We start from the raw sequence: 22,567 nt of genomic DNA, 5'->3' as shown, positions 1-22,567 counted from the left end.
TGGAGGGTCTGCGGGGAGGGCGCCCTTTCGGGACCGTTGGCGACATGGATGTCGCCGACGAGCCCCCATGGATGGGTTCACGGCGTGTCCCGAAAGGGCGCCCTCCCCGTAGACCGCGCGCGATCCAGGAACAGCCGATCCACATCGAAGGCCAACCAACCCCAATAAGCCGCACAAACAAAAAGGGCGGCCACAGGCCGCCCCACAAAAAAAACCCCTTACCGCCTCTCGCCAGAGATATTCCCGAAACTATCCCGATAAGGCTTGAGCGTAGCGATCTCGGCAAACGCCTGATCCCGCAAGGCATCGATCTGCGCATTGGACTGCAGCTTGACCCCGCGGTTATTCGGATCCGCCGGCGCGGAAGCGAGCGTCTCCTGCCGCACCATCTGCAACTGCCCGAACAGCTGCTGCAACAGCATGCGTTGGTCGTCGGGCAACGGCACTTCGATATCGTCGATGCGCAACCGCCCCTCGGGCGTGATATCGGCATTGGGTGCCGGCGCGCGGCGAATCTGCACGGACTGGGTCGTCACCGACACCCGCGGCTTGGAGCGCTCGGCGCGCGCCGCCGATTGCTTCTCGCAGGCCACCAGGCTCGCACACATCAGCACCGCCAGCGCGGCAAGAAAGAGCTTCTTCATCGAACGCGACCATCCAGGGGGAGAACCCCGCCCATTCTACGCCGCGCCCGGCAAAAGCCGGCCCACCCGAAAGCAGGCCGGCCCAACCACACACGCTTTACTTGCGACAATCGGTCACGTCTTTCTGCTCGAGCCCGCCGTAAGGCTTGAACTCGGGCACCAGCGCCACCGCCGCATCCTGCGCCACGCGCATCGTTTCCAGGTGGTCGCACAGCTTGGCCGCGGCGGCCTTGATGCCCTCCGTCTTGGCCTCGACCTTCGCCTCGATCTGGTCGGTATCGCCGCTGAAGAGTCCCTTGATCGCCTCGGTCGCGGCCTGTGCGCCCAGCTGCGCGCCCGCCTTGCCGACCTCGATGCCCTGCTGGACCATGCCCTGCAACGCCTTGCGATACGTCGTCATCGCCTGGCGCTGCGCATCGGTGGTGGTCACCGTCTTGCCGCCGAGGACCAGGTCACCGCCGGGCGTGATCACCGCATCGGGCAGGGTGTCGCGGCGCAGCGTCACCTGGTCGCCGTCGAAGGTGACGCCGCCGTTGAAGCTCACCACCTTGTCGCGCTTGCCGGCGTCCGGCGGCGTGGCGTCGGTGCTCGCGGTGGCGGCGGTATCGGCATGAGGGTCACGGCCGCAACCGGCCAGCGGCAACAGCACGCCGGCCATCGCAACGGCGAGCAGGGTGCGGGAAAGGAAAGGCGTTCGCATGGCTCAGTCCTCCTTCGGCACGCTGGTCTTGCCGCGCACGCCGCTGTGGTTCACGTCGCCGCTGCCCTTGCGCTTCACCGTGAGGTCGCCGGCCACGTCGCGCACCGTCAGGTCGCCCGAGCCGATCGAATCCACCGTCACGCTGCCCTTGGTGTTGCGCACGTCCACGTCGCCCGAACCCACCGAGCCGACGTGCACGTTGCCGGCCACCTCGACCAGGTCCAGGTCGCCCGAGCCGACCACGCCGACCTCGGCGCCGCCGTTGACCTGCGTGGCGCGGAAATCACCCGAGCCGATCGAGGTCAGGTTGAGCGCGCCGATGCGTTCGAGCTGGATGTCGCCCGAGCCGGCCTTGGCCGTCACCGCGCCCTTGATGTCGCGGCCCTTCACGTCGCCCGAGCCGGTGTCCACCACCAGCGAGGCGATGCCGTTGACGTCCGCATCGCCCGAGCCCACGTCCAGGCGCACCGGCAGCGTGGCCGGAATGGCCGCGTGGATGTCCAGGTAGGCGTAGGTGTTGCCGATCCAGAAACCGTCCGCCTTGCGTGCCAGGGTGACGATGAGCTGGTCACCGGACTTGCGCTGGGTGACGGTGAGCTGCTTGAGCCGCTCCGGGCTCGAGGCGCAGGCGCGGCCGGTGAGGTTGCCGGCCGTGCCCGGGCCGCCCTGGATGTGCAGGTCGTGGTGGTTCACCTCGAACAGCACGCTCTTCACGCCAGCCAGGTCGAGCTTGAGCTCGCGCGGCTCGCTGGCCTTGCACTGCGGTTCGTCGGCCTGCGCGACGGCCGGCAGCACCAGCAGCATCGTGCAGAAAGCAAGGGTCATGCGCATGGATGTTCCTCTCCTGGAATGCGGATGGATCGATCAGTTCTCGTCGCGCCAGCGGCGCATGTAGATGGCCCCGACGATCAGCGCCACGCCGACCACCACGCCGATCCACAGGTCCGGGGTCGTGAACACGTGCCAGCCATCGCTCAGGTCGAACACGCGGGCCAGTTCGTCCGGGGTGTTGAGCTCGCCCTTCGGGGTGTCGACCAGCACGTACCAGGTGCCCGGCGCCACGCTCAGCAGGCCGCGGTAGACCACGATGTACCAGAGGATGTCGTGGCGGATGTGCAGGCCCGGCAGGATGTCCATCATGCTGACGATCACGCAGGCCAGGATCGGGATCAGCACCGCCCACAGGAACGGCTTGGTGCGCGACCACGCCGAGCAGAACATCAGCCAGCCCACGGTGGGCAGCGCCCAGGCCACGTAGAGGGGCAGGGTGCCCAGCGCGGTGCCGACGATGCGCAGCGGGTGCGAGTGGGTGAACACCGCGCCGCCCGCCGGCAGGCCGTTGACGGTGACGGTCAACCCGGTGATCACCCACAGCGCCAGGCCGATGGCCAGCCCGACCAGCAGCGCGACGACCGGTGCCAGCACCAGCGCCCAGGCGGCCTTGGAGAGCACGGTCTGCGTGTCGGAGAGCGGCAGCGACTTCCAGAACAGCACGCTGCGGTCGCGGCGGTCGTCGTACAGGGCGCCCAGCGAGTAGAAGAACACCACGAAGGCCAGCACCACGCAGACCAGCAGGATGCCGGCCAGCAGCACGCCGTCGCCGAAGGCGCCGACGATCTCGTGGACCTTCTGCGGGCCTTCGTCCAGGTTGAAGCCGCCGTTGTAGTTGCGCCCGGCGATCGAGCCGATCACCGCCAGCAGCCCGTACAGCAGCACCACGATCGAGCCGGTGATCACCGGCGCCCACAGGAAGCCGCCACGGTGCTCCCAGAATTCGCGCTTGAGCAGCCAGCCGAACTTGCGGGCCTGGGTCACATGATGGGTAGGAGCGGTGTTCATGCGTAGGTTCCCTTCATGATGGCGACGAACAGGTCGGCCAGGCCGGGGTTGCGGGTTTCGCCGAGGGTGGCCAGCTGCGCCTTGGGCTTGCCGTCGAACAGCAGCACGGTCTTGCCGAACGGCAGGCTGCGTTCGTCGATGGCGCCCAGGGCGCGGGCCTCGGCCAGCGCGTCGGCAGACACCAGCACTTCGGTGTAGCGGTCCGACAGGTGCTCCATGTCGGCGCTGAGCACGATGCGGCCGTCGCGGATGAACAGCACGTCGGTGAGGATGTGCTCGATCTCTTCCACCTGGTGGGTGGTGATGAGGATGGTCTTCTCCTCGTCGAAGTAGTCCTCCAGCAGGCGCTGGTAGAACTGCTTGCGGTAGAGGATGTCCAGGCCCAGGGTGGGTTCGTCGAGCACCAGCAGGCGGGCGTCGATGGCCATCACCAGCGCCAGGTGCAGCTGCACGATCATGCCCTTGGACAGTTCGCGCACCCGCAGCTTCGGATTGAGCTGGGTGTTGGCCAGGAAGCGCTCGCACTTGGCGCGGTCGAAGCGCGGGTGCACGCCGGCGACGAAGTCGATCGCCTCGCCGACGCGCAGCCAGCGCGGCAGCACCGCCACGTCGGCGATGAAGCAGACATCGTTCATCAGGGCGTCGCGGCTCTGGCGCGGGTCCAGGCCCAGCACCTTCAGCTGGCCCTCGAAGCCGGTCAGGCCGAGGATGGCCTTCAGCGCGGTGGTCTTGCCGGCGCCGTTGGGGCCGATCAGCCCCACGATGCGGCCGGCGCCGACGCTGAAGGACGTGTTGTCCAGCGCCAGCTTGTTGCGATAGGCCTTGCGCAGGCCCTGGGCGTTCACGACGTTGAGGCTGCTCTCTGGCACGACGGCATTCATGGCGTTTTCCCCGAAGACAACAGTTCTTCCAATGACAGTCCCAGCCGCTGGATGCGCTCCATCACGGCCGGCCATTCTTCGTTGAGGAAGCGGTCGCGCTCGCTGCCGCGCAGTTTGCGGGCCGCCTCCTCGGTCATGAACATCCCCAGCCCGCGGCGCTTCTCGACCAGGGCCTCGTCGGCCAGCTCCTGGTAGGCGCGCGAAACGGTGATCGGGTTCAGCTGGTACTCGGCGGCCACCTGGCGGACCGAGGGCAGGGCATCGCCCGGCTTGATGATCCCGTCCAGCATCATCGCGATGACGCGATCCTTCAGCTGGCGGTAGATGGGAGCGCCGTCGCTCCACGTGATGTCGCTCATGTTCAGCTCCGGGGACGCAGGGCCTGCGCGAAGGAGAAATAGGGCATCGACAACGAGGTGCGGGCCCGCCGCGCGGCGCGGGGGGCTTCTTCCTGCGTGGGGGTCGAAGCGTTTTCCTCTGCCGCCGCCGAGACGCCATAATCGGCGCCGGTGTCCTTGACCATTCCGGGTGCGGGTTCCAGCCGGCCGGCCGCCAGGACGGCGGAGCCGGAAAGCAGGAGCAACAACGGAACCGATCTGCTGAGAAGCTTGCTGTTCATTGTGGTTCCCCCTGCGTTGGGTGGCTGGTGTTGTATGTAACTATAACACCAACACGCAGCGCGTCAAGCCACTGTCATACCCAACCAATGGCAGGGGCATGAATCCGCCCCCGCCGCGTGCCAGGAGCCTCGTTCATGTCGTTCAAGAAGCTGTTTTTCCTCGGTTTTATCGCCGTCATGAGCGGCGTGGCGGCTGCCGCGGCGCCGGCCCTGCTGGACCTGGACTACCGTCCGCTGACTGGCAAGACCCCCGTCAATCTGAACAAGACCTACGGCGGCCAGGTGCTGCTGGTGGTGAATACGGCCAGCAAGTGTGGCTATACACCGCAGTACGAAGGGCTGGAGGCGCTGAACAAGCGTTTCGCCGGGCAGGGCTTTTCGGTGCTCGGTTTCCCGTCCAACGACTTCAAGGGCCAGGAGCCCGGCAGCGAGCAGCAGATCCAGGAGTTCTGCACGCTGACCTACGGGGTGAAGTTCCCGATGTTCGAGAAGGTGCACGTGCTCGGCGCCGAGGCCACCCCGCTGTACCAGCGCCTGACCACGGCCACCGGCGTGGCGCCGGGCTGGAATTTCCACAAGTACCTGATCGCGCGGGATGGCCGCGTGGTCGCGCAGTTCCCCAGCAAGATCAAGCCCGACGACCCGGCGCTGGTCGCGGCGATCGAGCGCGAACTCAAGGCGCCCGCCACCCGCTGACATAGGCCGATGCGCCCGGTGCGTGCCACAATACCGGCCCCTCGCGCCGGCGCCGGCGTCCAACAACACATCCTTAGGATTTGCAGCGAATGAAGATGGGAATGCGCGGCGCGGCAGCGTCGCTGATGATCGTGGCAATGGCGGCTTCGGCGCCGGCGATGTCGCAGCAACCGGCCGCGACCCCCGCGGCAGCCAAGGAGAAGTCCGTTTTGACCTCTGAGAAAGACAAAGTCAGTTACGCCATCGGCATGGACATCGCGCGCTCGTTCGAGCCGATCGCCGATTACGTCGACACCGCTGCCCTGCAGCGCGCCGTCGAGAACGCATTCAAGGGCGGCCAGCCGCTGCTGGGCGACGAGCAGGCGCAGGCCACCGACGCCGCGCTGCGCGTCACCCTTGCCGCGCGCAATGGCCAGCAGGTGCCGGGCCTGGCGCCGGGCAGCCAGCCGCCGGCGGTGAACAAGCAGAACGTCGGCCTGATGCTGGGCGACCGCATGGTCGGCCCGTCGCTGCTGCGCATCCAGGAAGACATCAACCTGCCGGTGCTGATCCAGGGCCTGCAGGCTTCGCTGAGCAAGGGCCAGACCGCGCTGACCCCGCAGGAAGCGCAGGCCACGCTGCAGGCGTTCGGTACCGCCAAGCAGGCCGCCGCCTCGGGCAAGAACCGCGAGCAGGGCAATGCGTTCCTGGCCAAGAACAAGAACGAGAAGGGCGTGGTCACCACCGCGTCGGGCCTGCAGTACATGGTGCTGCGCCAGGGCAGCGGCGAGCGTCCGACCTCGACCAGCAAGGTGCGCGTGAACTACGAAGGCAAGCTGCTCGACGGCCACGTCTTCGACAGCTCCTACGCGCGCGGCGAGCCGGTGGAGTTCGGCCTGAACCAGGTGATCAAGGGCTGGAGCGAGGGCGTCTCGCTGATGCCGACCGGTTCGAAGTACCGCTTCTGGATTCCTTCCAACCTCGCGTACGGTCCGGAAGGCATGCCGCAGGGGGGCATCGGTCCTGACGCAACTTTGACGTTTGACGTCGAATTGCTGGGTATTCTGCCGTAATCCCCCCACGGAGACCCCCCCTCCATGCGCGTTGCGATCTTCGGTACCGGCTATGTCGGTCTCGTCACCGGTACCTGTCTGGCTGAAGTAGGACATCACGTGGTCTGCGTCGATATCGACCAGGCCAAGGTGGAAGGTCTCAACCGCGGGGTGATCCCGATCTACGAGCCCGGCCTTGAACCGATGGTCAAGGCCAACCACGCTGCAGGCCGCCTGCGTTTCACCACGGACGCGGCCTCGGCGATCGCCCACGGCGAAGTGCTGTTCATCGCCGTCGGCACGCCGCCGGACGAAGACGGCAGCGCCGACCTCAAGTACGTGCTGGCGGTGGCCCGCACCATCGGCCGTCATGTCGATGGGCCGGCGGTGGTGGTGAACAAGTCGACCGTGCCGGTCGGCACGGCGGACAAGGTGCGCGCGGCGATCAGCGAAGAACTGCAAGCGCGTGGCGTGGACCACGACTTCGACGTCGTCTCCAACCCGGAATTCCTCAAGGAAGGCGACGCCGTCGCCGACTGCATGCGCCCGGACCGCATCGTGATCGGCGCCACGCGCCCGGCCGCGGTGTCGCGCATGCGTCGCCTGTACGCGCCGTTCAACCGCAACCGCGACCGCATCGTCGAAATGGACGTGCGTTCGGCCGAGCTGACCAAGTACGCGGCCAACGCCATGCTGGCGACCAAGATCAGTTTCATGAACGAGATCGCCAACATCGCCGAGCGCGTCGGCGCGGATGTCGAGCAGGTGCGCAAGGGCATCGGTTCGGACCCGCGCATCGGCTGGCACTTCATCTACCCGGGCGCCGGTTACGGCGGCTCGTGCTTCCCCAAGGACGTGCAGGCGCTGGCCCGCACCGCGCAGCAGTACGGCCACGAGCCGCAGCTGCTCAACGCGGTGGAGGCGGTGAACAACGGCCAGAAGGGCCACCTGTTCGAACTGATCCAGCGTCATTACGACCGCGGCGAGGACGAAGGCGTGGCCGGCAAGACCTTCGCGGTGTGGGGCCTGGCGTTCAAGCCCAACACCGACGACATGCGCGAGGCCTCCAGCCGCCGCCTGCTGCAGCAACTGTGGGACGCCGGCGCCAGGGTGCAGGCGTTTGATCCGGAAGCCACGCACGAGGCGCAGCGCATCTTCGGCGAACGCGACGACCTGCGTTTCTGCGACAACGCCGACGCCGCGCTGGAAGGCGCCGACGCGCTGGTCGTGGTGACCGAGTGGAAGCAGTTCCGCAGCCCGGATTTCGGCCGCATCAAGGCCGCGCTGAAGGACGACGTGGTGTTCGACGGGCGCAACCTGTACGAACCGGTCGACATCGAAGCCGCGGGCCTGGCCTACTACGCCATCGGGCGCGGTCGCTCGGTGCGGGGAAACCCTTTCGATGCATGACCCCGTGCCACAAGACCCGGCGCTCGAAGCGCGCCTGGTCGAGCTGGAGATGCGCCTGTCCTTCCAGGAACAGGCGCTCGCCGAACTCAACGATGCCCTCGCCGATGCGCGCATGACCGGTGCGCGCAACGCCGAACTGCTCCGCCACCTGCTCGAGGATCTCGGGCGGGTGCGCAATGCGCTCAATGCGGACCCGGCGGATGAACCGCCGCCGCCGCATTACTGAGTGACCGTCCGACTCCTGCCGTAGATTTCCTTGTCATGACCGACAGCCTCCGCGACCAGCTGCTGGGCCTGGGCTTCAAGCCCGCGCCCAAACCCGAGCGCAAGCCCGAATCCCGCCCCGACGCGCGCCGTCCGCAGGGAGGCAAACCCGCGCATGCGGGCCGCCCCGGCGCCGGAAAGCCCGGGCAGGGCCAGGGTCAAGGGCAGGGCAAGCCCGGGCAGGGCGGCAAGCCCGCGAACAAGCCGCACGGCGCGCACGCGCGCGGCGGCCAGCCGGGCAACAAGCCGGCGCGTTCGCGCGAGGACATCGACCTGGCCAAGGCGTACGCCATCCGCGCGCAGCGCGAGAAGGACGACCGCATCGAGGCCGAGCGGCTGAAGCAGGAAGAAGCCCGCCTGCGCCGCGAGGCGCGCGCCAGGCTCGAAGAACTGCTCAAGGACAAGGCGCTCAACAAGGCCGAGGCCGATATCGCCCGCCACTTCTCCTATGGCGGCAAGATCAAGCGCGTGTACGTGGATGCCGAACAGCTCAAGGCGCTCAACGCCGGCGAGCTGGGCGTGCTGCAGCTCAATGGCCGCTATGTGCTGGTCACCGCTGAAGTGCTGGCGCAGGCCGAGGCGATCTTCCCCGCCGCGTTGGCGCTGAAGGTCGATCCGAATGCGCCGGCCGAGGAAGATCCGTATGCCGATCCCAAGTTCCAGGTGCCTGACGATCTCGTCTGGTAAAGCCGCTGGCCTGGTGTTGGCGGGGGCGCTGTTCGCGCCCCTGGCCGCCTGGGCGGACGACGATATCGCCTTCGACCGGCCGGGCATCGCGTTCGGCACGGACGTGCTCGCGCCCGGGCAGTTCGCCTGGGAGCAGGGGCTTCCGGACTACAGCCGCGACGACAGCGGCGGTGCGACCACCGGGCAATACACGCTGGACAGCCGCTTGCGGCTGGGCCTCGGCGCGCGCCTGGAGCTTCAGGTGGCCGTGGACAGCTACGTCTGGCAGCACGGCGACCCGCGCGCGCACGGAGGCGGCGACAGCCAGCTCGCGCTGAAGTGGGCGCTGCCTTCCTCGAATGACGATTTCGCCTGGGCGCTGCTGGGGACCTACAGCGCCGGCACCGGGCGTGCGGCCTTCAGCGAAGGCGCGGCGCGCGACGTGGGCATGAGTTTGGCGTGGTCGCTGCCGCAGGGGCGCGGCGTGGGGCTGTACCTGGATGTCGGGCGCGGCAGTGACGGCACGAGCTGGATGGTGTCGCCCAACTACACGCTGCATGACGATGGACGCTGGATGACGTACGTCGAAGCCGGCTTTGCCGGCGGCGCCGAGCACGAGCGGCAGCTGGGCGGCGGCGTGGCCTGGCACCTGCGTCCCAAGGTGCAGCTGGATGCTTCGCTGCTGCGCGGGCTGGACGCGGGCAGCACGGATTGGCAGGCAGGGCTGGGGATTTCGTTCGCGCTGTAGCGCCGCGCTTACTCGGGATCGTAATCCAGGTTCGAGGCCAGCCAGCGCTCGGCCTGCGCCAGCTCCACGCCCTTGCGCCGCGCGTAGTCGGCCACCTGCTCGCGCGACAGCCGCCCCACCACGAAATACTGGCTGCGCGGATGGCTGAAGTAGTAGCCCGACACCGCCGCCGTCGGCAGCATCGCGAAGCTCTCCGTCAGCGTCATGTCCGCGTTCGCGGTGGCGTCCAGCAGCGCGAAGATCGTCTGCTTCTCGCTGTGCTCGGGGCAGGCCGGATACCCCGGCGCCGGTCGGATGCCGCGGTACTGCTCGTCGATCAGCGCCTCGTTGTCCAGCGTCTCGTCGCCCGCGTAGCCCCAGAATTCCTTGCGCACGCGCTGGTGCAGGCGCTCGGCCAGGGCTTCGGCCAGGCGGTCGGCCAGGGCCTTGAGCAGGATCGCGTTGTAGTCGTCGTGCGCGGCTTCGAAGCGCGCGACATGCGGCTCGATGCCGATGCCGGCGGTCACCGCGAACGCGCCGATCCAGTCCTCGCGCCCGCTTTCGCGCGGGGCGATGAAATCGGCCAGGCAGAAATCCGGGCGGTCCACCGGCTTGTCGACCTGCTGGCGCAGGAAGTGCAGGGTGGTCGGTGCGTCGCCTGCGCGCACTTCCACGTCATCGCCCACGCTGTTTGCCGGCCACAGGCCGAACACCGCCTTGGCGGTGAGCCATTTCTCCCCGACGATCTGCTTCAGCATCGCGCGTGCGTCGCGGTACAGCTCGCTGGCCTGGGTGCCGACGATCTCGTCGGTGAGGATCGCCGGGTACTTGCCGGCCAATTCCCAGGCCTGGAAGAACGGCGTCCAGTCGATGGCCGCGACCAGTTCCTCCAGCGGGTAGTCATCGAACACATGCAGGCCCGGCTGCTTCGGCGCGGGCGGCGCGTAGTCCGCCCAGCCCCCGTCGAAGCGCTGGCCGCGCGCATGCTGCAGCGAGACGAGCCGCTTGGCGTCGCCGCGGTTGCGGTGGCGCTGGCGGATCTCGGCGTAGTCGGTGTCGTTGGCGGCGACGAACGCGCCGCGCAGCTCGCGCGAGATCAGCGATTGCGCCACGCCCACCGCGCGCGAGGCGTCCTTCACCCAGATCGTCGGCGCGTGATAATGCGGGTCGATCTTCAGCGCGGTGTGCGCGCGCGAGGTCGTCGCGCCGCCGATCAGCAGCGGAATCTCGAACTTCTGCCGCTCCAGCTCGCGCGCCACGTGCGACATCTCTTCCAGCGACGGCGTGATCAACCCGGAGAGCCCGATCAGATCGGCGTTCTCCTCGCGGGCCCGGTCCAGGATGGTCTGCGCCGGCACCATCACGCCCAAGTCGACCACCTCGAAGTTGTTGCAGGCGAGCACCACGCCGACGATGTTCTTGCCGATGTCGTGCACGTCGCCCTTCACCGTGGCCATGATGATCTTGCCGTTGGAGCGGCTGCCTTCGCCGCCGGCGGCCTTCTCCTCCTCGATGAAGGGCAGCAGGTAGGCGACGGCGCGCTTCATCACCCGCGCCGACTTCACCACCTGCGGCAGGAACATCTTGCCGGCGCCGAACAGGTCGCCGACCACGTTCATGCCGGCCATCAGCGGGCCTTCGATCACTTCCAGCGGGCGCGCGGCGGCTTGCCGGGCCAGCTCGGTGTCTTCCTCCACGAACGCATCGATGCCGTGCACCAGCGCATGCGCCAGGCGATCAGCCACCGGCTTGCCGCGCCAGGCGAGGTCTTCTTCCTTGCTGGCGCCCTTCTTGCCCTTGTAGCGCTCGGCGATTTCCAGCAGGCGTTCGGTGGCGTCCTTGCGGCGGTTGAGCACCACGTCCTCGACGCGCTCGCGCAGGTCCGGCTCCAGCTCGTCGTAGATCGGCATGGCGCCGGCGTTGACGATGCCCATGTCCATGCCCGCGGCGATGGCGTGGTAGAGGAACACCGAATGGATCGCCTGCCGCACCGGCTCGTTGCCGCGGAAGGAGAACGACACGTTCGACACGCCGCCGGACACATGGCAGTGCGGCAGCGTGCGCTTGATGATGCGGGTGGCCTCGATGAAGTCCACCGCGTAGTTGTCGTGCTCCTCGATGCCGGTGGCGACGGCGAAGATGTTCGGGTCGAAGATGATGTCTTCGGGCGGGAAGCCGACCTGCTCGGTGAGGATGCGGTACGCGCGCGTGCAGATCTCCACCTTGCGTTCGCAGGTGTCGGCCTGGCCGGTTTCATCGAAGGCCATCACCACCGCGGCGGCGCCATAGCGCAGCACCTTGCGCGCGTGCTCGATGAACAGCGCTTCGCCTTCCTTGAGCGAGATCGAGTTGACCACGCTCTTGCCCTGCAGGCACTTCAGCCCGGCCTCGATCACGCTCCACTTGGAGGAATCGACCATCACCGGGATGCGCGCGATGTCCGGCTCGGACATGATCAGGTTGAGGAAGCGGGTCATCGCCTTCTCGGAATCGATCAGCCCCTCGTCCATGTTGACGTCGAGGATCTGCGCGCCGTTGGCGACCTGCTGGCGGGCAACGTCCACCGCTTCCTCGTAGCGCTCTTCCTTCACCAGCTTGCGGAACTGCGCGCTGCCGGTGACGTTGGTGCGCTCGCCGACGTTGACGAACAGCAGGTCCGGGGTGATGACCAGCGGTTCCAGGCCGGACAGGCGGGTATGACGGGCTAGGGGCATCGCGTGGGGCGTCCTGGCGTAAGGCGGGGGGGGCGGTCAGGCCGCAAGTTCGAGTTCGGCCGGCAGGCGGCGCGGCGGCAGGCCGCGCACCGCCTCGGCGATCGCGCGGATATGCGCCGGCGTGGTGCCGCAGCAGCCGCCGACGAGGTTGAGCAGGCCGGCGGTGGCGAATTCGTGCAGCGTGGCGGCCATTTCCTCGGGCGTTTCGTCGTATTCGCCGAAGGCGTTGGGCAGGCCGGCGTTGGGGTGCGCGCTGACGTAGCTGTTCGCCACGGTGGAGAGGGTTTCCACGTGCGGGCGCAGGTCGCGCGCGCCGAGCGCGCAGTTCAGGCCCACCGACAACGGGCGGCTGTGCGAGACCGAAGCGTAGAACGCCTCGGCGGTCTGCCCGGAGAGCGTGCGCCCGGAGGCATCGGTGATGGTGCCGGAGATCATGATCGGCAGCCGGCCGCCGCGCGCGTCGAATACTTCCTCGATGGCGAACAGCGCGGCCTTGGCGTTGAGCGTGTCGAAGATGGTCTCGACCATCAGCGTGTCGGCGCCGCCGTCGATCAGCCCTTCGATGGCCTCGCGGTAGGTCGCGCGCAATTCGTCGAAGCTGGTGTTGCGATGGCCGGGGTCGTTGACGTCCGGGCTGATGGAGGCGGTGCGGCTGGTCGGGCCGAGCACGCCGATGACGAAACGCGGCTTGTCCGGCGTGATCGCCTCGACGGCGTCGCAGCACTGGCGGGCCAGTGCGGCGCCGGCCTTGTTCAACTCGTAGACCAGGTGTTCGAGGTGGTAGTCGGCCTGGCTCACCGAGGTGGCGTTGAAGGTGTTGGTTTCGAGCAGGTCCGCGCCGGCTTCGAGATAGGCGGTGTGGATGCCGGCGATCACGTCCGGGCGGGTGAGCAGCAGCAGGTCGTTGTTGCCCTTGAGGTCGTGGCCGCAGGCTTCGCCATGGACGTGCGCGTGGTCGTAGCCATCGGCGAAGCGCTCGCCGCGGTAGTCGCCTTCTTCCAGGTGGTGGCGCTGGATCATCGTGCCCATCGCGCCGTCGATGATCAGGATGCGCTCGCGCAGGGCCTGGGCCAGCTTTTCGGCGCGGTCGGGGTGCAGCCAGGGCAGGGTGAAGCTCATGCGCGACTCCGGGTCAGGGCTTGGCGGCGATCAGCGAGATCACCTCGAAATGCGGCGGGCGCTTCTCGCGCGTCACCGTCTCCAGGCTGGACACTTCCAGCCCGGCCTTCTCGACGAACTTGCGCAGTTCCTTCGCGCTGAAACCGAGGTTGACGTGGCCGTAGGCCTCCACCGCGGCGCGGTGTTCGTGCTTGGCCAGGCTGCACAGCAGCAGGCGGCCACCCGGACGCAGCACACGCGCGGCCTCGGCCACCGCCTGCGCCGGCTTGGCCGCGTAGGTGAGTGCGTGCATCAGCACGACCAGGTCGAAGCTGCGTTCGGCAAACGGCAGGGCGTGCATGTCGCCCTCGCGCACTTCCACGTTCGCCAGCCGGCGCAGGCGTTCGCTGGCGGCGGCGACCACGCGGGCGCTGGTGTCGATGCAGACGTAGCGCTGGGCATGCGGGGCGACCAGTTCGGCCAGCACGCCGTCGCCGGAAGCAATGTCCAGCACGTCGCCGGTTTCCAGCAGCGGCAGGGCACTGCGCGCCAGGGCTTCCCAGGTGCGCCCGGGGGAATAGTGGCGTTCCATGTCGCCGGCCACCGAATCCGCCCAGTTCTGGTCGGCGGCGCGCATGGCCAGCACGCCGGCCACGCGCTCGGCGTCCTGGCGCAGCAGCGGGTCGTCGCTGCCGTTGCTCAGCGCCTGCCACAGGGCGCGCTGGGCCGGGTCCAGCGCCGCCTCGTCGAAGCGGTAGTAGGCCGAGACGCCGGCGCGGCGGTCGCGCACCAGGCCGGCCTCCTTCAGCTTGGCCAGGTGGGTGGACACGCGCGGCTGGGCCAGCCGGGTGATCCCGGACAGCTCGGCCACGGTCAGTTCCTCCTGTTCCAGGAGGGCCAGCAGGCGCACGCGGGTGGCGTCGGCAAAGACCTTCAGGCGGGTCGACCAGTCTTCCAGGTCCATAAATATCTCTATATCTCGATAGCGAGATATTTTAGGGCCAGACCGGGGCGGGTCAACCTACATACGCCTGCGAATGGTTGGCGCTACAATGGGGCCGACATTGCGCCCCCGGAGGGTTCGGACGTGGATTTCAGCTTTACCGAAGAACAATTGATGATCCAGGACGTCGCGCGCCGGATCGCCCAGGAGAAGATCGCGCCGAGCGCCGAGCATTTCGACCGCACTGGCGAGTTCCCGCTGGAAAACATCCGCCTGCTCGGCGAGAACGGGCTGATGGGCATCGAGGTGCCGGAGGAATACGGCGGCGCGGGCATGGATCCGGTGTCCTACGTGCTGGCGATGATCGAGATCGCGGCGGGCGATGCGGCGCATTCGACGATCATGTCGGTGAACAATTCGCTGTTCTGCACCGGCATCCTGAAGAACGGCAGCGAGGCGCAGAAGCAGAAGTACGTGCGGGCGATCGCCGACGGCAGCCAGATCGGCGCGTTCGCGCTGACCGAGCCGCAGTCCGGTTCGGATGCGTCGGCGATGCGCTGCCGTGCGGTGAAGCAGGCCGATGGCACCTACCTGATCAACGGCAAGAAGAGCTGGATCACCTCCGGCCCGGTGGCCAGGTACATCATCCTGTTCGCGATGACGGCGCCGGAGCAGGGCGCGCGTGGCATCACCGCCTTCATGGTCGATACGGACAAGCCGGGCTTCGGCCGCGGCAAGACGGAGCCGAAGCTGGGTATCCGCGCGTCGGCGACGTGCGAGATCGAGTTCGCCGATTACGTGGCGCAGCCGGAGGACGTGGTCGGCTCGGAAGGCGAGGGCTTCAAGATCGCGATGGGCGTGCTGGATGCCGGGCGCATCGGCATCGCCTCGCAGGCGATCGGCATCGCGCGGGCCGCCTACGAGGCGACGCTGGAATATGCGCGCGAACGGCAGGCGTTCGGGGCGGCCATCGGCACGTTCCAGATGACCCAGGCCAAGATCGCCGACATGAAGTGCAAGCTCGATGCGGCGCTGCTGCTGACGCTGCGGGCGGCTTGGCTGAAGTCCAAGGGCCAGAAGTTCGGCACCGAGGCGGCGGTGGCCAAGCTCACGGCGTCCGAGGCGGCGATGTGGATCACCCACCAGGCCGTGCAGATCCACGGCGGCATGGGGTACTCGAAGGAAATGCCGCTGGAGCGGTATTTCCGCGATGCGAAGATCACCGAGATCTATGAGGGGACTTCGGAGATCCAGCGGTTGGTGATTGCGCGGGCCGAGACTGGGTTGCGCTGAGGCTCGGGCTGAGGCTCGGGCTCGGAGCGCGGCTGTTCGGGGTCGTCGCGCGGCGCCCGGTGGATCCACTCGACCGGAACGGACGGCGGGGCTTCGGCTGCGGTGGGGTTGGGAAAACAAAAAAGCCGCCCTCGGGGCGGCTTTTTTGCATCGTGCGTTTCGGCTTAGAACTTGGCGTCGAATTCGGCGGCGTAGCCGGTGTTGACGATGACCTTCTGCAGGGCCTCGCTCACCTTGATGTTGCCCGCCACCAGCTGGCGCGCGTCCGGGCCCTTGTCGTCCATGCGGGCCGGGGTGGCGCCCTTGAAGTCGCACACGCGGCCACCGGCCTCGCGCACCAGCAGCACGCCGGCGGCGATGTCCCAGGCCTTCACGCCGGCTTCGAAGTAGGCGTCCGCACGGCCGCAGGCGACGTAGGCCAGGTCCAGCGCGGCCGAACCGGTGCGGCGGATGTCCTCGGCCTGGGTCAGCAGGGTGTCCACGCACTTGAGCTGGCTGCTGGCGCGGGCACGCTCGCGCGGCGGGAAGCCGGTGTGGATCATGGCGCCTTCGAGATCCTTGCGGTCGGTGACGCGGATGCGGCGGTCGTTGAGCACCGCGCCGGCACCGCGGCTGGCGGTGAACAGCTCGTTGCGCAGCGGGTCGAAGATCACCGCGTCGAGCGGCTCGCCGTTTTCCACCAGGGCGATGGAGACGCAGTAGTGCGGGAAGCCGCGCAGGTAGTTGCTGGTGCCGTCCAGCGGGTCGATCACCCACATGTAGCGGCCGCTCTTGCCCTGCACGCCGCCCTCTTCACCGAGGACGCCGTATTCCGGGTAGGCGCGCTTGAGTTCCTTGACGATCACCTTCTCCGCGTCCGCGTCCACTTCGCTGGCATAGTCCATGCGGCCCTTCTGCACGACGTTCAGCGCCTCGAGCTTGTTGATGTTGCGCAACAGGACGTTGCCGGCGAGGCGTGCGGCCTTGACCATGACGGTGACGGCGGGTTTCTGCATGGCGAAGGCTCCCGTGAAGGCAGAAGAAGGGGCGGAACTGGCGGGGGGAAAGAGCGGTTCGGCTTCGAGGCCGTCGCGCAGTTTACCATCTGCGGCTGATCCGCTCCTCAATAGCCCGTTCATGCAGCCCGTCGCGCCCACTTCCCCCTCGATCCGTTTCGTCCTCGTCGGCACCCAGCACCCCGGCAACATCGGCGCGGCCGCCCGCGCGATGAAGACCATGGGCCTGGGCCGCCTGGTGCTGGTGGCGCCGGAAAAGACCCCCGACGACGAGGCCTTCCGCCGCTCGGCCGGTGCCGAAGACCTGCTCGAAGGCGCGCCCATCCACGCCACGCTCGCCGAAGCCGTGGCCGACTGCACCCTGGTGCTGGGCTGCACGGCACGCTCGCGCCGGGTGCAACTGGAGGAGCTGCTGCCGGCCGATGCCGCGTCCCGCGCGGTGGCCCACGCCGCCACCCCGGCCGAGGTGGCCGTGGTGTTCGGCCGCGAGCGCACCGGCCTGACCAACGAAGAGCTGCAGCTGTGCCACGTGGCGGTGCACATCCCGTCCGATCCCGAATTCAGCTCGCTCAACCTGGCCGCGGCGGTGCAGGTGCTGGCCTATGAAATGCGCCTGGCGCTGCTGGAGGCCGGGCAGGCGGCCACTGCACCGGCGACGGAGCAGGGCTTCCGCGAAGGCGTGGCCAGCCATGCGCAGATGGAAGGGCTGTTCGGCCAGCTGGGCGACACGCTGGACGAAATCGATTTCCACAAGGGCCGCTCGCCCGACTCGGCCATGCGCAAGCTGCGCCGGCTGTTCCTGCGGGCCTCGCTGACCGAGCAGGAGGTTCGCCTGCTGCGCGGCATCCTGTCCGACGCCCAGCGCATGGCGATGCTGGCCCGGCGCGATCCGGGCTGACTTTACTGTTGCATGCGTCACGCTTTCGGCTAGGCTTGGCCGAACGCTTGGGGGGTGTCGGTTGAGTGCTTCACGCTGGCCGGGTTGGCGATGGCTGTGGGTCACCTGTGGGTTGCTGGTCGCCGGGGCAACGTTCAACGCCGCCGCCGCCGAACCCGCCGGGGAACTGGTGCTGGGGCGCATCAGTGACGACCCGAAGGTCCATTACGAACAATTGAAACCGCTGCTCGACTACGTCGTGCCGCGCATGCGCGACGTGGGCATCCGCGAGGGGCGCATCCTGATGGCGCCCGACGCCCAGCGCATGGCCAGCTACCTGCGCCGCGGCCGGGTGGATTGGGTCACCGAAACCGCCGGCACCGCGATGCTGCTGCAGCAGCGCAGCGGCGCCCGTCCGCTGCTGCTCACCGAACGCAACGGCGTGCGCGAATACAGCACGGTGTTCTTCGTGCGCCGCGACGGCCCGGTACAGCGGCTGGACCAGCTGCCGGGGCATTCGCTGGCGCTGCAGAGCACGCTGTCCACGAGTTCCTACCTGGTACCGGTGCTGACCCTGCTGCAGAACGGCCTGCGCCCGGAAATCCTGCTCGGCCCGAAGGACGAACCCGCACCCGACGCGGTGGGCTACGTGTTCGCGCGTTCGGAGTCGAACATCGCGGCCTACGTGCACAAGCGCCTGGTTACCGCCGGGGCGTTCTCCAACCTGGACTGGAACGACGAGCGCCACCTGCCGCCCACGTTCAAGCACGATTTCCGCATCCTCTACACCACCCCGCCGATCCCGCGCGCGGTGGAGATGGTGCGTGGCGACCTCTCGCCCGCCGTGGCGCGGCGCCTGCGCGAGGTGCTGCTGCAGGCGGCCTCCGACCCGCAGGCCGCCCCGGCGCTGCACAAGTTCTTCGGTACTTCCGGTTTCTATCCCGTCGATCCGGCTTCGCAGCGCGAGCTGGACGCCCTTCGCGAAGGATTGCAGCGCGTGCGGATGCAGGTCGAATGAATCGCGTACGTTTCGGGCTGCAGGCCCGCTTCCTCATCGTGATGGGCCTGGCGTTCGCGCTGGTGGTCGCCATCCTGTTGCTGCTGCTGCAACGCCAGACCCGCATGCAGGCCGAGGTGCGCACGCTCAGCGGGGCGATCATCCACGACCTGTTCGACCGCAGCCTGCGTTCGCGCGGCGAGGCGTTGGCCACCGAACTGGCCGATTCGCTGGTCAACCCGCTGTATTACTCGGACCTGGACCAGGTCGGCGCGCTGGTGCGCAACACCTCGCGCCAGCAGGTGGTCAGCTACGTGCGCGTGTTCGACCGCGAGGGCCGGCTGATCCACGACGGGTCGGTGGATATCACCGGCTATGGGCAGCAGATGCAGGACCCGCTGGCCGCGCAGGCGATCGGCACGCAGAAGCTGCTGATGCAGTGGTCCCCCGACGTGCTCGACGTGACCATGCCGGTGATGATGGGCCCGGAGAAGATCGGCGGCGTACGCGTGGGCATGTCGCTGGGCCGCGTGCGTCAGCTCGAATCCGGCGCCAACGAGACCCTGCTGGAGCGCCTGGCCGAGGTCGGCAAGCGCGACCTGGGTTGGCTGATGCTGCTGCTGGCCGGGTTGGCGGTGATCGCCACGGTGGTGGCGATCTACATCCAGCGCACGCTGGTCGGGCCTATCCGCTGGCTGGCACAGGCCGCGCGGCAGATCGAGGCCGGCGACTACGCGGTGGAGCGCCGCAGCAGCGTGCGCAACGACGAGGTCGGCGAGCTGATCCGCGCCTTCGGCCGGATGAGCGAGAGCATCGCCCGACACGACCGCGAAGTGCGGCACATGGCCTATACCGATGCGCTGACCGGCCTCACCAACCGCCTGGCGTTCCGCGAGAATCTCGACCACCAGCTGCTGGCCGCGCGCAATTCGGGCCGCCAGCTGGCGCTGCTGTTCGCCGACATGGACGACTTCAAGCGGGTCAACGACACCCTCGGCCACGAGGCCGGCGACGAGGCGCTGCTGCAGTTCTCCGCGCGCATCCGCGTGGCGGTGGAGGAGCTGGGTGGCGACGAGGCGCTGCTGGCGCGTTTCGGCGGCGACGAGTTCGTGATCCTGGTGCAGGCGGGCGACGTGCGCGAAGTGGCGCTGCGGCTGGCCGACCGGCTGGTCGAGGACCTCGGCAAGCCGCTGATGGTGGAAGGGCGCGAGGTGTTCCTCGGCACCTCCATCGGCATCACCCTGTTCCCGGACGACGCGCGCGACGCTACCGCGCTGCTGAAGAACGGCGACATCGCGATGTACCAGGCCAAGGTGGCCGGCAAGAACTGCCACCGTTCCTACAACCGGGCCATGGACCACGCGGTCGAGCGCCGCGTGCACATGGAGCACGAGCTGCGCGGCGCGTGGGAGCGCGGCGAGCTGCGCCTGGTCTACCAGCCGATCTACCGCACCTCCGACCGCCAGATGGTCGGCGTGGAAGTGCTGCTGCGCTGGCAGCACCCGGCACTGGGCGCGATTCCGCCGTCGGTGTTCATCGAAGTGGCCGAGCAGAGCGGGCTGATCGAGGTGATCGGTCCGAAGGTGCTGCGCGCGGCCTGCCTGGACGCGATCCAGTGGCCGATGCCGCCGGGCGCGGTGCCGCTGTTCGTCTCGGTCAACGTCTCGCCGCGCCAGCTGCGCAGCGGCGAGATGGCCGACACCGTGGCGCGCTGCCTGCGCGAATCCGGCCTGCCGCCGTCGCGGCTGCACCTGGAACTGACCGAGACGGCGGTGATTGGCGACGAGATGCTCGCCGCCAGCCTGCTCGACAAGCTGCACCGCATGGGCGTGAAGGTGTGGCTGGACGATTTCGGCACCGGCTTCTCGGGCCTGAGCCACCTGCGCCAGGTGCCGGTGGACGGGGTGAAGATCGACAAGAGCTTCGTGGCCGATTTGCAGCGCGACCCGGACGACCTGGCCCTGACCACCGCGATCATCGCGATGGCGCATTCGCTGGGCATCACCGTGGTGGCCGAGGGCATCGAGCATGAGGTGCAGTACCAGCTGCTGCGCGACCGCAAGTGCGACCTGGGGCAGGGTTACTGGTTCAGCCGCCCGGTCAGTTCGATGGACCTGGTGCGGATGCTGGGCGGGATGGCGTAGCAGCGGCTGGGGTGATGCGCGGCTGTCAATCGCGGAGCCGTGGCTCGATGCTGCCGCCGGGCTCCCTGGTGAGCTGGTTCGCGCTACGGGCCGCTTCCGACCCATGGCGGGCATCGGGAGAAGGGGATGCGACCGCCTACCACGTGCACGAGAAGGAACATGCAACGATTCTTGGTCATGGCCGCGCTCCTTTGCCTCGCCTTCGTTGCGCGTGCCGACTGGGTCGAGCTCGGCGCCGCTACCTATTGTTCGTCGCACGGGAAAGGCTTTGCGTTGCTTCCCATCGCGCTGACCGACGACGAGGCAACGACGATTGGGGCGCCGGAGCAACCATGGTCCGCAGGAGCGCGGCGCAGGACGCGGCTCAGGGGTGTTGATGATTTCCAGCCTGACAATTGACGGAACTGCGGTTTTGAAGGACTCCGCCAACTTCAACTGGAAGTTACTGGATGAGCGCGTGCTGACCTCGATCGCGGTGAGGCCTGCGGGCCGCCATGCCGAGGCGGTCTTCCGCACGTCCAAGGGATTTGACTGGCACGATGCTTACGCTGAGCAGCAATGCGAGGTCAAATAGGTTGCAGGAATTCCGCGGCATGCCGTTTCGTCCAGGACGACTTTTAGAGAGACAGGAGGTTAAGAGTGATCAGGTGGTTGCTTTTGCTATTCCTAATTGCCTCGTGGCCAACGTGTGCGTCCGAGGCCTGGGATTTCGCAAAGCCGCACAAGGAGCGCTGCGCCACGGGTGGTCAGCAGGACATGAATCTGTGCATTTACAGGGAGTACAAGCAGGTCGAAAGTCGCGTAGACCATGCCTACGAAGGATTACTTTCCAGTCTGGAAGACCCGATACCTCTGCAGAGGGCGCAGCTGGCATGGGTGGCTTTCAGGGACGCTTCGTGTCTCTACGAGGCTTCCGGATTCGGCGAAGAGGGAAGCTTCTATCCGTTCGTGACTTATTCTTGCAGAATTGATTTGGCTGAGAAGCGCCTTCGTGATTTAGAGGCCTACGCGGAATGCACCGGTAACGGTTGTCCTGTCAGGAAAATTTAGGCCCGTCTTTGGGAGGGTCAGATCGCCGTCCGCTTCGGCTAGAAGTGGACATTTTTGGATGTATTCACGCACAAGAATGCTCGCAAGCCGACGCCGCGCCGCTGCGTGGCCAATCCAGGCATTAGACAATGAAAGAAGTCACCCGCTACCTGGCCAGAGCAGCAGTTTCGCTGGTTATATTCTGCCCTTTGGTGCTATGGATATCTCAACTTCTGCCCAAGCCCCCTAACAAAGAATTTCATGACTTCATGATTGTATCTATGGGCATGGCATTCGTCCCATTTTTCTTGGCCTTGATATGCATTGCTGCCGTACTCGGCGTTCTTGCCTTCGTTTCGGTTGGCATTGCCATGATTCTGGTGCCGAAGCGGAAAGTGACCGTTCTTGAGGCATGGCAGCGGAAAAATGAGCGCGACCGTCGCCGAGCGTGAACTACTTTTGACTCTGCCAGCAGTTCTGCCTGGTTCTGACGGCTCTGGGACGTCCGCTTTGCTGCCGAGGCGGTCATTGACCTGGCCGGAGTAGCGAGCCTGCTTCCGTCATCGAGCAGATCAGAAGCCATGTTCATCGGCGCCGTCGGGTCAGGCTCGGGGAAAATTCACCACGAGCTCCTGTGTCTGCGACCGCTCACGCGTCTCCGGCACGAAATGCAGGGTGTGATAAGTCTTTGATAAATATGGTGAGTGGCCGCAACCTGCTTAAAGCGGCCGCTTGCCCGTATCGCCCTGGATCTCGCGCACCAGCTTCGGCACCAGGTAGCCCGACAGGCGTGCCGCCAGTTCGGCATGCAAGGCCTTGGCGCGGGCATCGTCCACTTCGTAATGCGCCACGCCGGCCACGCGGTCCAGCTGGTGGAGGTAGTACGGCAGCACGCCTGCCGCGAAGCTGCGCTCGCTGAGCGCCGCCAGCGTGTCCACGTCGTCGTTGACCCCGCGCAGCAGCACCGCCTGGTTCAACAGCTGCGCGCCCGCCGCGCGCA

General features: G+C 67.4%; 25 protein-coding genes and 1 pseudogene. 14 read left to right on the top strand and 12 right to left on the bottom strand.

Annotation, left to right across the window (positions count from 1 at the left end; translation table 11 throughout):
• Positions 1 to 218: 218 nt before the first annotated feature.
• The 7 genes from ARC20_RS08050 to ARC20_RS08020 all read right to left on the bottom strand — a co-directional run bounded on the left by ARC20_RS08050 (position 219) and on the right by ARC20_RS08020 (position 4,683).
• On the bottom strand, positions 219 to 644 hold the full coding sequence (locus ARC20_RS08050; RefSeq protein ID WP_057646261.1) for a hypothetical protein: 426 nt from the start codon (positions 642 to 644) through the stop codon (positions 219 to 221).
• Between the two features lie 97 nt (positions 645 to 741).
• Positions 742 to 1,344 carry a DUF2884 family protein gene (locus ARC20_RS08045; RefSeq protein ID WP_057646260.1) on the bottom strand — a complete coding sequence of 201 codons (603 nt, stop codon included), beginning with the start codon at positions 1,342 to 1,344 and terminating at the stop codon, positions 742 to 744.
• 3 nt (positions 1,345 to 1,347) lie between these two features.
• Positions 1,348 to 2,175 (bottom strand): DUF4097 family beta strand repeat-containing protein, encoded by an 828-nt coding sequence (locus ARC20_RS08040; protein ID WP_057646259.1) that lies wholly within the window; start codon positions 2,173 to 2,175, stop codon positions 1,348 to 1,350.
• Positions 2,176 to 2,208: 33 nt separating this feature from the next.
• Positions 2,209 to 3,183 (bottom strand): hypothetical protein, encoded by a 975-nt coding sequence (locus tag ARC20_RS08035; RefSeq protein WP_057646258.1) that lies wholly within the window; start codon positions 3,181 to 3,183, stop codon positions 2,209 to 2,211.
• On the bottom strand, positions 3,180 to 4,064 hold the full coding sequence (locus tag ARC20_RS08030) for an ABC transporter ATP-binding protein (RefSeq protein WP_057646257.1): 885 nt from the start codon (positions 4,062 to 4,064) through the stop codon (positions 3,180 to 3,182). The genes ARC20_RS08035 and ARC20_RS08030 overlap by 4 nt, the downstream gene beginning before the upstream one ends.
• Entirely contained in the window at positions 4,061 to 4,423 is a 363-nt protein-coding gene (locus tag ARC20_RS08025) for a GntR family transcriptional regulator (protein ID WP_057646256.1), read from the bottom strand. The genes ARC20_RS08030 and ARC20_RS08025 overlap by 4 nt, the downstream gene beginning before the upstream one ends.
• A gap of 2 nt (positions 4,424 to 4,425) precedes the next feature.
• Positions 4,426 to 4,683, bottom strand: a complete 258-nt coding sequence (locus ARC20_RS08020) for a hypothetical protein (RefSeq protein ID WP_057646255.1) — start codon at positions 4,681 to 4,683, stop codon at positions 4,426 to 4,428.
• A gap of 135 nt (positions 4,684 to 4,818) precedes the next feature.
• On the opposite strand from ARC20_RS08020, the gene ARC20_RS08015 reads away from it, so the two are divergent.
• From ARC20_RS08015 to ARC20_RS07990, 6 genes are all read left to right on the top strand, one after another.
• Positions 4,819 to 5,379, top strand: a complete 561-nt coding sequence (locus ARC20_RS08015) for a glutathione peroxidase (protein ID WP_057646254.1) — start codon at positions 4,819 to 4,821, stop codon at positions 5,377 to 5,379.
• An 89-nt stretch (positions 5,380 to 5,468) separates the two neighbouring features.
• Complete coding sequence (locus tag ARC20_RS08010) at positions 5,469 to 6,431, top strand: FKBP-type peptidyl-prolyl cis-trans isomerase (RefSeq protein ID WP_057646253.1); 963 nt, start codon at positions 5,469 to 5,471, stop codon at positions 6,429 to 6,431.
• Positions 6,432 to 6,455: 24 nt separating this feature from the next.
• Complete coding sequence (locus ARC20_RS08005) at positions 6,456 to 7,820, top strand: UDP-glucose dehydrogenase family protein (RefSeq protein WP_057646252.1); 1,365 nt, start codon at positions 6,456 to 6,458, stop codon at positions 7,818 to 7,820.
• Positions 7,813 to 8,046: a SlyX family protein gene (locus tag ARC20_RS08000; RefSeq protein ID WP_057646251.1), complete on the top strand. Its 234-nt coding sequence runs from the start codon at positions 7,813 to 7,815 to the stop codon at positions 8,044 to 8,046. The genes ARC20_RS08005 and ARC20_RS08000 overlap by 8 nt, the downstream gene beginning before the upstream one ends.
• Before the next feature lie 35 nt (positions 8,047 to 8,081).
• Positions 8,082 to 8,771, top strand: coding sequence for a DUF2058 domain-containing protein (locus tag ARC20_RS07995; RefSeq protein WP_057646250.1), 690 nt, complete (start codon positions 8,082 to 8,084; stop codon positions 8,769 to 8,771).
• Entirely contained in the window at positions 8,728 to 9,498 is a 771-nt protein-coding gene (locus ARC20_RS07990) for a transporter (RefSeq protein ID WP_081418095.1), read from the top strand. Before ARC20_RS07995 ends, ARC20_RS07990 begins: the two co-directional genes overlap by 44 nt.
• Positions 9,499 to 9,506: 8 nt before the next feature.
• On the opposite strand, the gene metH is transcribed toward ARC20_RS07990, so the two are convergent.
• The 3 genes from metH to ARC20_RS07975 are packed head-to-tail and all read right to left on the bottom strand — an operon-like array spanning position 9,507 to position 14,253.
• The gene (gene metH / locus ARC20_RS07985; RefSeq protein ID WP_057646249.1) at positions 9,507 to 12,191 is read right to left on the bottom strand and encodes a methionine synthase; all 2,685 of its coding nucleotides are present in this window, start codon (positions 12,189 to 12,191) and stop codon (positions 9,507 to 9,509) included.
• Positions 12,192 to 12,227: 36 nt separating this feature from the next.
• Positions 12,228 to 13,310 carry a homocysteine S-methyltransferase family protein gene (locus tag ARC20_RS07980; protein ID WP_057646248.1) on the bottom strand — a complete coding sequence of 361 codons (1,083 nt, stop codon included), beginning with the start codon at positions 13,308 to 13,310 and terminating at the stop codon, positions 12,228 to 12,230.
• Between the two features lie 13 nt (positions 13,311 to 13,323).
• Positions 13,324 to 14,253, bottom strand: a complete 930-nt coding sequence (locus tag ARC20_RS07975; protein ID WP_057646247.1) for an ArsR/SmtB family transcription factor — start codon at positions 14,251 to 14,253, stop codon at positions 13,324 to 13,326.
• 123 nt (positions 14,254 to 14,376) lie between these two features.
• Between ARC20_RS07975 and ARC20_RS07970 the strand changes: the two genes are divergently transcribed.
• Positions 14,377 to 15,525, top strand: coding sequence for an acyl-CoA dehydrogenase family protein (locus tag ARC20_RS07970; protein ID WP_057646246.1), 1,149 nt, complete (start codon positions 14,377 to 14,379; stop codon positions 15,523 to 15,525).
• 164 nt (positions 15,526 to 15,689) lie between these two features.
• Here the strand turns inward: ARC20_RS07970 and ARC20_RS07965 are convergent, their stop codons facing one another.
• Complete coding sequence (locus tag ARC20_RS07965) at positions 15,690 to 16,520, bottom strand: inositol monophosphatase family protein (protein ID WP_057646245.1); 831 nt, start codon at positions 16,518 to 16,520, stop codon at positions 15,690 to 15,692.
• Between the two features lie 121 nt (positions 16,521 to 16,641).
• Here ARC20_RS07965 and ARC20_RS07960 point away from each other — a divergent pair, with 121 nt between their 5' ends.
• The 7 genes from ARC20_RS07960 to ARC20_RS18285 all read left to right on the top strand — a co-directional run bounded on the left by ARC20_RS07960 (position 16,642) and on the right by ARC20_RS18285 (position 22,019).
• A complete protein-coding gene (locus ARC20_RS07960) occupies positions 16,642 to 17,418 on the top strand; it encodes an RNA methyltransferase (protein ID WP_057646244.1) in 777 nt (258 codons plus the stop codon).
• Between the two features lie 61 nt (positions 17,419 to 17,479).
• Positions 17,480 to 18,415, top strand: coding sequence for a phosphate/phosphite/phosphonate ABC transporter substrate-binding protein (locus tag ARC20_RS07955; RefSeq protein ID WP_425478517.1), 936 nt, complete (start codon positions 17,480 to 17,482; stop codon positions 18,413 to 18,415).
• The gene (locus ARC20_RS07950) at positions 18,412 to 20,538 is read left to right on the top strand and encodes a putative bifunctional diguanylate cyclase/phosphodiesterase (protein ID WP_057646242.1); all 2,127 of its coding nucleotides are present in this window, start codon (positions 18,412 to 18,414) and stop codon (positions 20,536 to 20,538) included. Before ARC20_RS07955 ends, ARC20_RS07950 begins: the two co-directional genes overlap by 4 nt.
• A 177-nt stretch (positions 20,539 to 20,715) precedes the next feature.
• Positions 20,716 to 20,937: a hypothetical protein gene (locus tag ARC20_RS07945; RefSeq protein WP_108143523.1), complete on the top strand. Its 222-nt coding sequence runs from the start codon at positions 20,716 to 20,718 to the stop codon at positions 20,935 to 20,937.
• A complete protein-coding gene (locus tag ARC20_RS18290) occupies positions 20,915 to 21,112 on the top strand; it encodes a hypothetical protein (protein WP_146165867.1) in 198 nt (65 codons plus the stop codon). The genes ARC20_RS07945 and ARC20_RS18290 overlap by 23 nt, the downstream gene beginning before the upstream one ends.
• A gap of 65 nt (positions 21,113 to 21,177) precedes the next feature.
• On the top strand, positions 21,178 to 21,588 hold the full coding sequence (locus tag ARC20_RS18890) for a lysozyme inhibitor LprI family protein (RefSeq protein ID WP_081418094.1): 411 nt from the start codon (positions 21,178 to 21,180) through the stop codon (positions 21,586 to 21,588).
• Between the two features lie 128 nt (positions 21,589 to 21,716).
• Complete coding sequence (locus ARC20_RS18285) at positions 21,717 to 22,019, top strand: hypothetical protein (protein ID WP_146165868.1); 303 nt, start codon at positions 21,717 to 21,719, stop codon at positions 22,017 to 22,019.
• A gap of 267 nt (positions 22,020 to 22,286) precedes the next feature.
• On the opposite strand, the pseudogene ARC20_RS07940 reads toward ARC20_RS18285, so the two are convergent.
• Positions 22,287 to 22,567: pseudogene (locus ARC20_RS07940) on the bottom strand (EF-P beta-lysylation protein EpmB); the annotation flags it as partial.

This window comes from Stenotrophomonas panacihumi (assembly GCF_001431645.1).
In the GTDB taxonomy this organism is placed as follows: domain Bacteria; phylum Pseudomonadota; class Gammaproteobacteria; order Xanthomonadales; family Xanthomonadaceae; genus Stenotrophomonas_A; species Stenotrophomonas_A panacihumi.
The sequence above is the reverse complement of the archived record's forward strand: the minus strand, read 5'-3'. Positions and strand labels throughout refer to the sequence as shown.